The sequence below is a fragment of the Bacteroidales bacterium genome, assembly GCA_014860585.1.
Taxonomy (GTDB): domain Bacteria; phylum Bacteroidota; class Bacteroidia; order Bacteroidales; family 4484-276; genus RZYY01.
In genome coordinates, this window is sequence record JACZJL010000007.1 from 1 (window position 1) to 12761 (window position 12761).

Below are 12761 nucleotides of genomic sequence, written 5' to 3' on the forward strand. Positions count from 1 at the left end.
CACTGTTATGATGGCAGGGCTGTATTCGGTTGTAGTGACCGATGGTAACGGCTGTGAAGGTTATGCAGAGGTAACCACCTCTTACCTGGTGGTAACAATCCCGGCTTGTCCGGCCAGCATGAATGTCCTGATCACTGACCCTGCATTCACCATCACCGGCGAAGACCCGATGGGTGGAATATACTCCGGCGCCGGTGTAGTTGGAACAAACGTATTTGATCCCGCGTTGGCCGGACTTGGAGGTCATGTGATTACTTACACCATTCAGGACATCTGCGGACCACAAAGTTGTGAATTTTTAATTACAGTTTCCGACGAGCCGATCACCTGCGAAGATGCCACAATAACCAATTTCCCGACAACAGCAGATGATGTTTGCGAAGGGGAAGCTTATGCTATTGATTTTACGGGGGTGATAATCGAAAATGCAGTTGAGGAGATCTGGACGGTTGATCCGATAACAGCAGGTGAAGTCACGGCAAATGTGTTCAATCTGAATGTTGGTTATGTTGGTGATGTCACCATCACGCTGTTGGCTGTTGCCGAAGATCTGTGCAATGATGCTTCAGCAAGTGTTGGTTTTACAGTTCATCCGCTTCCACTAATAGAAATTACCGGCGATCTGGAATTCTGCGAAGGAGAAGAAACCACCCTGACCGCTACAGAAGGAGTATCTTATTTGTGGAGTACCGGCGAGATCACCCAAAGCATTACTGTATCTGTTTCTGGTGATTATTCTGTAACAGTAACTGATGAAAATGGTTGTGAGGGTTTTACAGAAGTCACCGTCATTGTTCACCCACTACCGTTGGTCGAAATAACTGGCGATCTGGAATTCTGCGAAGGAGAAGAAACCACCCTGACCGCTACAGAAGGAGTATCTTATTTGTGGAGTACCGGCGAGATCACCCAAAGCATTACTGTTTCTGTTTCTGGTGATTATTCTGTAACGGTAACTGATGAAAATGGTTGTGAGGGTTTTGCCGAGGTTACTGTAATTGTGCTACCGGCTCCCATCCCCGAATGTCCCGGACTACTTGAAATTTATGTTAATGATCCATTATTACTCCTCGATATGGCAACACCTTTGGGAGGTGCTTATTCCGGTGTTGGAGTGACTTTCGATGGGGTTGATTACTATTTTGATCCTTCAGCAGGAGCTGGCTTGTATGATATTGATTATTGCTATTCCGATCCTGTAACGGGATGCGAAGGCTGCTGCCAATTCACAATTAAGGTATTATCAATCCCCGGCGAAGGTCAGGTGATTTGTATGCAGACAGGTTGGAGTATTATTTCAAGTTACTTCCAGCCGGATAATCCTCAATTGGATGATATTTTTGCCGGCCTGAATGCTGAAAACAAAGTAACCATCATGCTTGGTCAAAATGGAATCTACTGGCCCGGACAAAATATAAACACGTTGGGCAGTTGGAATGTATTCAATGGCTATAAAATCAAAATGAATCAACCCGGATGCATTGATATTACCGGTGAGATGCCTGCAGATAAAACTGTTTCTTTGCCTTCAGGCGCCAGCTTCGTGCCGATGCTCTGTGACCAGCCTATACCGGCCGATGAAATATTTGATCAACCTGGTAATGGCCTGCTGTTTGCTTTTGATCTCCAGAATCAATTGCTATACTGGCCGCAGGGAGGTATTTATACACTTCAGACACTTGAGCCGGGAATCGGTTATCTTGTGAATATGATTCAGCCCGGCCAGGTTACATTTAACTGCGCGAAAAACAGTGTTTCCGGCTACGTCAAAGCACAACCGAAAGTATATCCGGATGCTCCATGGAGTTACGATATGACCGGTTCTGCTCATCTTATTTCCATAAGTAGCGCAGCCCTGGGAGAACTTTCGAAAGGTGATTATGTTGGTGTATTTACTGACGACGGCGTTTGTGCAGGATTCACCCAATACAACGAAGAAAAGGGGAATATCCTTCTCGTTGCTTACGGTGATGATTTCACTACAGAATCTCTTGATGGACTGACTGATAATGAAACCATGTCATTCAGAACCTATCACACAGCTTCAAAAGTTGAAGAACCAACTGAGGTAACATTTAGTGATTTGATGACCGATGCCGGCCAGTTTACCGAAATGGGCAGGTCAATGATTGTGAAGATGAGTGCAGGTTCCACATCAATTGTTGAAGGCAAACTCAGTTCCATCAGTCTGCATCCCAACCCCAGCGATGGCTTGATTAACCTTACGATCCCGGCTATGAATGAAGTCCTCAGTATTGAAGTCACCAATTCATCGGGTCAGTTGGTTCATTCAGAAACAATAGAAAGTAAAGCTGTTTCTCATCAACTCGATCTGACCGGAGTAAACCCGGGTGTTTACTTTGTCAGGATTACCGGCAACGGCCAGACTGTGGTGAAGAAAGTGGTCATCCAATAGCTGGCTGCCAACATCCTGAAAGTGGCCCAAACCCTTTCAGCGCAGAATAAATAAAACAGCCGGAGCTAAAACTCCGGCTGTTTGTTTACAAACCTAACCCTGACAGGGTTTCTTCCAGAGGCATCCATTGGAAAACCCTGTCAGGGTTAAGATAAATTTACATCACCACCAGCCTCCTGGTAAAGATTTCTCCGTTGATCTCCATCCTGATTACATACAATCCAAGCCTGAATCCGCTCACATCGAGCACGGCCTCGCTGCCGGTAAAACTGGATTGTTCGATCACCCGTCCATCCAGGTCAGTGATGGAATAGTTGACTTTACCTTCATTTTCAGGGATCGAAATAGTGACCAGGTCTTCAGCCGGGTTGGGGTAAATATCTACCCGGAATTGTCCTTCACCAGGCTCATTGGTTTCTGTGCCTGCAAACTCATCTCCGGACTTGAGGATGTTGACCACCTCCACATTGTCGAACCATGCAATGGAAGTTCGTGTAGCCAGCACACTCTCGGTAAAAATTCCGGTCTGGATGCAACTGCCCATGTTGATAGTTCCACTGTAACGTTGTTGCCAGGTGGTTCCGTTGTAGGAGGTAAATACCTTGAAGTTATTGACGTTGCGCTGAATTTTCATCCAGCGGATCAGTTGTGCTACCTGGCTGAGGTTACGCATGGCGCTGCCAGTGGTTGTGCGATAACTGATGATTACATTCGGATTGTAAAGCCGTGTTTTGAATAAGATGGTTTTTGCTCCGGGTAAGTTGCTTTCGCGCATCATTACACCGCCCCAGCCGCCATTCTCCACTTCATCGAGGCGGGCGATCACCGTTCCATTGCCGCAGAGTTCCTTGTTGACAAAGTGGAATACATCATTGGTTGTGGTGGATTTGCCGGTGGCGGAGAGTTTGTAGGACAATCCTGGTTCACATGGATAGTAAACAGAGGTTCCGTTGGCACTTGAATGGGTATTGCAGGAATACCAGGGCTCCTCAATTGGTTCCTCGCCAAGAATGTAAATTTTTACGGCATCAGTGATGGCTGCAGTTGCCCAGTCATCAGTTACACAGGTTACCCTTGCTAAGCGGCGGAACCAGGTAGTTGTAGTGAGATTACCGGGACTATATGAAGCAGCATCGCTATTTGCAATGTTGTTAAAACCTGCAAGGGCGCTGGTGGTTGACCACTGCCATTTGTATTCAAGGATGCCGGTGAGGCCTGAGGGTGTTATTTCATTTTCAATGGTTTCGGGTGCAGTTCCTGAGCAAATGTTTTGGTTCTCAGAAATAGAACCAGCATTGTTGGGGTTTGTGCAACAAAGCTCTGTTTCCCATGTTATAGTTACAACGCCTGAATCTTCACACGAAGTGGCCTCACGCCAGGTGTGGATTTGAACTTCCATAGTGCCGCTCGTACTGATTTCTAAACCTGATATGTAATTTTCCCAGTCCGACCATTGGTTGCCATCATGTGAACGGTATTCGATCACATCTGTGCCATTGCCGCCCAAACCGGCAGTTAAAGTTGCTGAGACCACGCTACCCTGACAAATGACATCTTCGGGCGGTGATTTGGATAAACTGCCGCCTGCAGGGATTTGCTCAATTGTGATCGTCCAGGTTCCCAGTGATACTTCCGATGAAGTATTGCAAGTCCCATCTTTTGCATACCTGCGAAAAGCTGTGTTGACAGTTAATAGACCTTCAGGTGTATATGTTTGACCTATAGCTCCCGGGATTGCATTGGCAAAATTATCTACCGATGATCTCCAGGAGTAGGTGATATTTTCATCTCCGCCACTTGCATCTATTGCACTGCCAATCATTTGTTGTGGACTGGTGTTGTAACAGATCGTTTCTCCGGTAGTTGCAATTTCACCCGAATTGAACTCGTTCTGAACGGTTACAGTCCAGGTTCCCACTGATTCTTCCGGTGTTGTATTACAGGTGCCATTATTTGCAAACCTGCGATAGGCCGTGGTGGTAATTAGCGGGTCTTCCGGTGTATAAGTCTGACTTACAGCTCCGGGAATTTCATTGGCAAAATTATCTACTGATGATCTCCATGAATAGGTGAAGTTTTCATCGCCGCCGCTGGCCTCTGCTGCGTTCCCAATTATATCCTGTGGCAAAGTATTGAAGCAGATGGTTTCTCCGATGGTTTGGATGGCTCCGGCTGTGAAATCAACATCTTTGGCAACTGTCCAGCCCACCATAACAATAGCAGCATTATTGCAATCATCATCATCGCGCCAGGTTTGAATTTCGATAGCTTCAAAGCCCATTGTGGGAATATCTTCTGCAGATGAATAATTTTGCCAGATTGTCCATTCATCCCCATCATAAGTCCTCATTTGAATTACATCCGTTCCATTTCCACCAAAGCCTGGAGAGAGGATAGAGGACACTAGGTCTCCTTCGCAGACATAATTCGCATTGGGAGTTTTAGAAAGATCTCCAGTTATAGGAGTGTTCTTTACTTCCCAACTGGCATAAGTCGCTTCCGCATCATCGCAATAATCGGCTTCACGCCAGGATTGTATTTCAATTTCAACAAGGGTATCAGTAGAAATGGGTTCTCCCGGCATATAATCCATCCATTCCGACCATCCATTTCCATTATTTATTCTTACCTGTTGAATATCGGTTCCATTACCGCCGGAGCCTGCAGAGAAGGTTGCAGATACCAGGTCTCCTTCACAAACAGTTGCATTATCCGGAATTTTCGTGATTGTGCCAGACGTTGGAGTTTGTTCTATGACCCATGTACTACTTACAACACTTGATTCACTGCACAGATCGGCATCCCTCCATGTTTGAATTTCAATTGCTGTAATCTCTTCAGTTGGGACAGGAGTACCCGAGATATAACTTTCCCATTCTGACCATGAGGTTCCATCGAAAATCCTGGATTGTAATATGTCGTTATTGTTACCACCTGAACCGGGGATCAAAGTTGCGGATACCAATGTCCCTTCGCAGACGGTATCCACATTGGGTTCTTTGGTAAGATTACCTGCTAGGGCACTTTGCTCAATATATAATTCGACCACATTGGAAGGAGTGGCGTTGATCCAGCCATTGGGGTCGCAATCAACACGCACAAGGCGGCGGAACCAGGTTGTTGTAAAAACGTTATCCTCATGGGTGTAATTTTCGCCGGTGGCATCCTGGATGTCCTCAAATAAAATATTATCTGCAGACCATTGCCACTGGTACTCCAGGTCGCCGGAATATCCTGCCGGTGATAATACAGCCGTGAAGACGATGGTTTCCTGGCTGATACACATGGAGGACGGAGTTGCAGCGATTTCACCACCAGAAGTAGGATTGATGCAGGGGGCTTTAGGATCGGTTGCAAAGTTAAACTCATAGGCACCCATATCAATGGTTCCTGCCTGGTTTTCGTTTTTCCTGTATAATTTTCTGCCAAAACCCTTACCGCGAATGTCCGTAGCTAATGAATTAAAAGCGTTTTTTCCAACATCAACACAGGGAGAATTGTTATAAAGACGATAATCGCTGGTATCCGGGTATCCAAATTTTGGATTTTCTGTTATAACAGTTGGATCAGGGATTAAAAAGCCAATTAATGTATCAACATCTCCCACCTCATCTGAATAGCATGAATAACTCAGCGTACTTACTCCAAATTTGATGTAAAACTGCTTGCCTCCAACGGAAGAAGAATTACCCCAGATGATCGAGTTTCTGATTTGAGTCGTTGATGTGACATTGTACATTCCGCCCCCAGACTGGTCAGCCGTATTGCCACTGATTGTCGCGTTGATAAGGTTTGAGAATGAAAGGTTGTCGTACATTCCGCCTCCATCGCGGCTAGCTACATTATCAGTAACCAGAACATTAATAAACTGTGGGGAGGAGATCAGATTATAAATACCTCCGCCGTCTTTTGTAGCGATATTGTCACTGATTTGAACGTTGGAAAGAACAGGTGAAGAAATATAATTGTACATGCCACCCCCATTCTCAGCAGCCGTATTTCCTGAAATTTTCAAGTTGGAAAGTGTAGGTGATGAATTAATATTAATCATCCCGCCTCCTGTATTGTTTATAAAAGGGTCGTTTGCATTGCCACCGCTGATGGTGAAGCCGTCGAGCATAGCTGTGCTGTTGACAGTGGTTCCGGAGGTGTGATTGAAGACGTGATAGGCATCATTATTATCGGCGCCATTGTCGTTCAGGTCACCGCTGAGAATCGTTTCATTTAAAATAAAGTCACGGTCATCCAGATCAAAGCTTGCCGGGTTTTCCGAACCTGAAAAACCACCATATATTGCAATCCTGTTTTTCATTTTAAATGCTTTATACCTGTCTCCAAAGCCACCTATTGCAGTTTCCGGTTTATATGTTCCCGCAGCTACCCACATCTGATCGCCACTTTGTGCATTATCGAGTGCAACCTGTAGCGATGTATAGGCATCACTCCAGCTTGTACCGTCATTATTTCCGATTGCATCGTGTTTAACAAAAATTGTATCGGGATCGTAAAGACCAAGCGAGGTTCCTCCCACGGCAAACTGGCTAAAATCGGTAACTCCGGAGAGTTTGAAGGTATGATTTACCTGATCATGAACAGCCGTCGAGGTAATGTCCTGCCAGGGTGAAATTGCGTTATCGCGTTTTATAAGCTTGAGATCAGCACTATTACTAAGGGCTAGTCCGGAATAATCGAATGTCAGGTCAGCATCTGTGGAACCAAATTCTTGCGCACCCCAGAACAGGTTTCTACGTTGTGTCACACCACTGCTGCCAAAATCTTCATCCGTTACCAGGTTAGTGCCTTCGCCAGTAGCATAAATTCCAAGGAAATCATCATCGTTAAGGTGATCGCTACTGGCAGTGATAGTCTTACTATCTGCGCCTGCAGTTATGGGTATCAGGGTCGTACGTACTGATTTGCCATAATCGCCGAAAGGTGCAAGGGATCTTACCCAATCTGCATCGGTCATATTATGCAAGATACAGTTATGTAAATTGTTTAACTCATCATAAAACACATCACCCCGAAACTCATCTACCCTGTAATAGGCCAACAAGCTGAGATAATCAAGTGGGTCCCCGGTTGGGGTGATAGTTTTAAACATATTGTCTTCAATCTTGGTAATAGTCCGTACACCATTCCAAATCCTGAACTCATCTATCTTTCCGTTCAGAAAATAAGACAGACCATCTGAAGACCCTATATAAAGCGTTGATCCCGGATCAACCCATGAATTATCGGTGACTACGTTGATCAACGTACCGTTCAGGTATAATGAAAAGTTAACAGTATTAATAGTTCTTTGCCATGTAACAGCCACGTGGTACCATCTGTTAGCCGATAAAGTTGAAGTCGTGGCTATAGAAGATTGACCAATGCGACATTGAAAGCCACTATAAGCAGTGTAAAGCATCAGCCAGGAATTATTTCCCCCACTCCACAAACAGTATGTACTATATACACTGTTAAGATAAAACCAAAACTCAATTGTTCCGGAAGATGGAAGTGTTAATGAGGTGGAAGCGTAATCGTTTTCACCGTCAAATTCGAGGCAACGGCCCGGAGGTTCAGCAACTGTGGCAGTAAAACGCCATATTGAACTGCTTTGGATTCCTGAATATGTATCACCCACAATATCATAAAATGCACCTTCATCAATCAAAACATAATATTCAGTATTACTGGTAAATGAATCGTCGGGAGTGATGTATATCTGGTTACCGGAAATGGTGACCCGTGGATCTGCAACAGGTATTTCTTCGAATAGAATGTTGGCATTATTATAAATGGAAATTTTTTTCCCGTCTACAGCCCAAACATCTTCATTAAATGTAAGACCCAGTTGTGGTCGAAGATAACAATGCTCACTGTTACCAGGCGAATATGAAGTAACATAAGGATTGATCTCATTATCACCAAGACCGCTGACGGAGAAAATATATGGGTTATCATCTGCATCATTATTTGCGATCGTTATCACTGCATTACGATGTCCGTTTCCCGTTGGCTGAAACTTAATCTGAAAATTGCTAGTGCCGGTAAATGGTATAACAGATGAATCCGGCATTGTGCTAATAATAAAATCAGATGGATTGTCTCCGGAAACGGCGATCCTGGGTGAATTTGTCAGATTAAGTGTTCCGTTACCGGTATTTTTTATAGTAAAGACCTGTATATAGCTGCTTTCGGTGGCTATTGTCCCAAAATCTGTACCATCAGTTGAGGAAGGTGTATCATCACCATTATCAATCAGGGTATTATTAGCCCAGACGGTCATATCAGGATAACCAATACCCATTCCGTTTATATTCAATACATAAGGATTTTCATTCCGGTCATTATTTGCTATCGAAATTATGGCAGATTTGCTGCCTTCGGAGGTAGGTACAAACCGGACAGTAAAAGTTGTATTGCTTCCTGCTGGTATTGATGATGATGGCTGGGTGATGATATTAAACTGATCTGCATTTGTACCCGAAACAGACAAAGGTACCGTAATTGTAAGGTTGATCGTAGATTCCCCCTGGTTTTCAATTGTAATAACCGCATCTGTTTGCGCACCTAAATCTGTATTACTGAAGTTAAAGGTACCATTATTGGGAATATCGGTGGTTGATTGTTTCAGGTTGATTTCATAATCCTGCCCCTTTCCAAGCAGATTAAAAATGTAAGGATTGTCATCATCGGTGTTATTGGCAATACTAATCCAGGCAGTTTTATTGCCTGCACTTGTTGGTGTAAACCTAACCCAGAAAGATGTAACTGTGTTACCAGGTAACAGTTCTCCATCCGGATTCGTAATTAATCTGAACTCATTGGCATTAACTCCACCCAGTTGAGGTTGTGAAATGGTAAGCAGTGCCGAACCAAAGTTTTTAATATAAAATTGGAACTGTTGATATGAGTATAGATTGATACCACCGTAATCACAAGTGCCGCCGTTTGGGATGAGAACAGAACTAGTATAACTTAAAGCTTTTCTGATTTCTATATCCGGATATCCCCCTGAACCATTGAAAGTGATATTAAACGGATTTTCGTCGGGGTCATTATTTGCTATTGCCAGTAATGCTGTTTTTGAAGCTGCAGAACCTGGAGAAAAGCGGATTGTAAACGTGGTAGATTCGTTCTTCTGAAGTGTAGTCGCAGCAGGTTGAGTCACAATCGTAAATTCAGGATCGTAGCCTGATTGAAAAGCGATTGGTGTGGAAAGGGTTAGCGGCCGTGCTGATGAATTAGAAATGGTAAAGGTCAGATCCCGGATTGTACCAACTTTAATCCCATGAAAGTCAAAAGTACCGCCATCCGGAATATTCGTACTTCCTTGCTTTATTTCAATTTCAGTTTTTGGCTCAGTTTCATCAATTTGTACCTCGAACACTAGATCTATCGACCCGCTGCCATTGCATCCGCCCCATGTTGCTCCTCCACCTGTGTAATGATTACCTGTGGATTGATCAAATCCAAGGTCCTGGCTACAGGAAAACTCGAAGACATACATAGAATTACCTTCCACTACAGGAAAGGAATTTAATGCAATATTTGAAGTCCCGTTTAGTGTTATACCGGATTGCTGGTAAATAACACTGCAATTGCTAGCCTTGAAAATTTTAAGTGTAACATTGGATCTTGTTATGTATGAGACTACCTTGACATGAGTGATTGCACCGAAGTTGCGCGTAGTAAATGACTGTCCTATTTTCTTATATTGGGAACCTCCGCTTCTGTTGGTTTGCTTAATGACATAGACCTGGGCGTTCAGTACCGGAGTTGCAAGAAAGGATAGAATGATCAAAGGTATTCTAACCATGTTTAAAATGTAGCTTTTTGTTTTCATAACATCAGGATTTGATTAATTATTAATATTTTTAATTTAGCATTTTAAAACAAGAAGGTGATAAAACATTGAGATGATGGGTACTCCAGGGCTGGATATTGTGAAATACCCAAACCTCAATGGTTATTGCTGTTAGGCTTGTACTGATTCCCTTAGTTCCGGAAACATAGTCGTAGGTTCCGTCGAAACTCAGGGATGTGCCGGGGATAACCTGAGCCTGAAGCCCCACTGTGGCTGCCATAAGCAGGCATAGTATATAAATTTTGAAAATCTTTTTCATTGCTGGAGTTTTAATGTTCATCATTAGTAATCATCATGTCCAAATCATTCTCAGTTTTATCATCCTCCACTTCGAAGGATGAAAACTCTTCGGGAGGGACCTCCATAACTTCCATTTGATTAATCCGAAAAAAGCGGTTTCCTGGACTGCAACATTCAACAAAACTTTTTAGGTTTTCCTTCGTTCCTGATGCTGTTATCCCTACCGAATTTTCATTTTCATAATACACCCTACCTGTTATTCCCAATGATGAGGCTTTAGCTTTCAGGAAATACCTGAAGCCTGTTTTGAACACAGCGCCGGTGATATGGATAGTATAGCAATGCATGGGACAAAAGTAAGCTGCCGTTGAGCGAAATACTATACCCCTGCGTAAATAGGTTTGTCTGTGGGTAAATTAATATTCAACACATTGATAAGCAATAGGTTATAATTGCAAATTTACAGGTAAACGCCGGACTGTCTCTGCGTAAAAAATCCTGTCAATGCGTAAAAATTCGGATGTAACAACCTGAAAGGGTGGGAATTAATAAATTTTATGCCAGAGGTTGTTTTTCGAGCTTCTGCGCCATTTCCCTAAATTGATGTGGGGTCATCCCGATTGAATGTCTAAATCTTTTGTAAAAATTTGAATTGGATTTAAAACCGGCCATTTCACCAATACCTTCAACTGAAAGGTGGCTTAACTGTGGATTGTTCAGGCATTCGATGGCTGTCTTCACGCGATATTCAAACAACAGGTCGTAAAAACCCATCTGATACTTGTCGTTGATGAGTTTTGAAAGGTAGGTACGGTTGGTGTTTAGTTTTTTACAGCATTCTTCCAAACTTATGTCGCACCAGAGGTAAGGTTTTTCCTCGGCCATAAATTTCTCCAACCTCAGCGCCAGCTCAGCATTGCGGTCTTCGGCGCCAAGCTTATGCATAATGTCATTTTCCGAAAGATTCCTGAGGCAGAATTCAACCTGCTTTTCAAGTTTCATGGCCTTCAGGTTTTGTTCAACCAGCTTTTTATAGGCTCTGTTCTTAAATCTGAAAAAAACTACCAGAACCATCAGCAGGCTTACAGCTATCAGTGAAATCACCATGAAGTATCTTAATTGTAAGCGGTAGCCTCTTATTTTTTGAGCTTCTTCTTTTATTTTAGTTTCTTTTTCCTGAAGGTCATACCTGGCCGACATTTCGTTGATCTGGCGCTGAATCCGATCATCAAAAAACCGGGTCATCAAACTGTATGAAACCTTCAGGTACTCATAAGCAGACGGGTAATCGCCTAACCTGAAACTTATGTCGGCAAGGTAATAATAAGCATACTTGAATAAATTCCGGTTTTCTTCGATGGTTCCTAATTCAAGCGCTTTGAGCAAAATATTCTTCGCTTTTTCCGGTTCCCCCAAATTTATGTAGATACGTGACAGATTAAGATAGGTGTTGATTGTTTGCGGAAATTTTTGAATGCTCAGAAAATTGTTGGCAGCCTTGGTAATTAAATACAATGCTGAATCAGGTATTTTAAGCCTGAGGTAATTATTCCCGAGTTCGTTTTGCGATAATCCCAAATATTCTGTCAGTTGATATTTTTCCGAAATTTCGATGCAAAGCCTTGAGTACTTATCAACTGAGTCGGCTCTGTTTCCGTCAAAAGGTTTCTTTTCATTCATCAGCGCAGCCATCCTGCTCAGGGCAAACGCCCTGTTTTTTACATTGATATTTTGACTACCCAATATCCCATAAATCATTGCGATTCCTTTGTTGTATTCCTTCTTTTGCCGGTAAGCTTCTGCCAGGTAAATTTTTGCATAGATTGTGGAATCGTTTTGGCCTTCCACTTTATTGATAAATTCGAGGATAAGCGGTATTCCTTCATCCGGCCTGGACTGAATAATTAGATTTTGTGCCCTTTCCAATAAATTGCCCGGATTGGAAATTGTGTCGAAAGGAAGGACTTCGTAATTCGCTGATAAGGAGAAGATTTCATCCAGTATCTGAAACTTTGACCGCATTAAATCGAGCTTTGCCCGTTGGATTTCCGTCAGATGTTCATTGTTGTTCAATTGAGCAAGAAGCAGTTTCAGGGAATCACAGGTTTGGCCGATTAAGTGTTCGGCATGTTCGTACTGTTCGTCAAACTTCTTCGTGCTTGCCGGTTGAGGTATGGAAGCCTGAGAAGCCACAGCCAGAAGGATTATGACAACTATCTTTTTAGCTTTTGCGAACATATAAGTTGT

5 protein-coding genes are annotated in these 12761 nt (G+C 43.2%); 1 reads left to right on the top strand and 4 read right to left on the bottom strand.

Features of this window, described 5'->3' with window-relative positions; genetic code table 11:
* On the top strand, nt 1-2416 hold a 2416-nt coding region (locus tag IH598_00570; protein ID MBE0636995.1), incomplete at its 5' end, for a T9SS type A sorting domain-containing protein.
* Nucleotides 2417-2573: 157 nt separating this feature from the next.
* Here IH598_00570 and IH598_00575 read toward each other — a convergent pair.
* From IH598_00575 to IH598_00590, 4 genes are all read right to left on the bottom strand, one after another.
* Nucleotides 2574-10253 (bottom strand): choice-of-anchor D domain-containing protein, encoded by a 7680-nt coding sequence (locus tag IH598_00575; GenBank protein MBE0636996.1) that lies wholly within the window; start codon nt 10251-10253, stop codon nt 2574-2576.
* A 31-nt stretch (nt 10254-10284) separates the two neighbouring features.
* Entirely contained in the window at nt 10285-10533 is a 249-nt protein-coding gene (locus tag IH598_00580; GenBank protein ID MBE0636997.1) for a hypothetical protein, read from the bottom strand.
* Nucleotides 10534-10543: 10 nt separating this feature from the next.
* Nucleotides 10544-10861 (bottom strand): acylphosphatase, encoded by a 318-nt coding sequence (locus tag IH598_00585; protein MBE0636998.1) that lies wholly within the window; start codon nt 10859-10861, stop codon nt 10544-10546.
* 208 nt (nt 10862-11069) lie between these two features.
* Nucleotides 11070-12752 (bottom strand): helix-turn-helix domain-containing protein, encoded by a 1683-nt coding sequence (locus IH598_00590; protein ID MBE0636999.1) that lies wholly within the window; start codon nt 12750-12752, stop codon nt 11070-11072.
* Nucleotides 12753-12761 lie beyond the last annotated feature (9 nt).

What these genes read in the sequence shown, in the direction of transcription:
- IH598_00575 (MBE0636996.1), bottom strand. Translation starts at nt 10,253, where the DNA reads ATGAAAACAAAAAGCTACATTTTAAACATGGTTAGAATACCTTTGATC.
- IH598_00580 (MBE0636997.1), bottom strand. Translation starts at nt 10,533, where the DNA reads ATGAAAAAGATTTTCAAAATTTATATACTATGCCTGCTTATGGCAGCC.
- IH598_00585 (MBE0636998.1), bottom strand. Translation starts at nt 10,861, where the DNA reads ATGCATTGCTATACTATCCATATCACCGGCGCTGTGTTCAAAACAGGC.
- IH598_00590 (MBE0636999.1), bottom strand. Translation starts at nt 12,752, where the DNA reads ATGTTCGCAAAAGCTAAAAAGATAGTTGTCATAATCCTTCTGGCTGTG.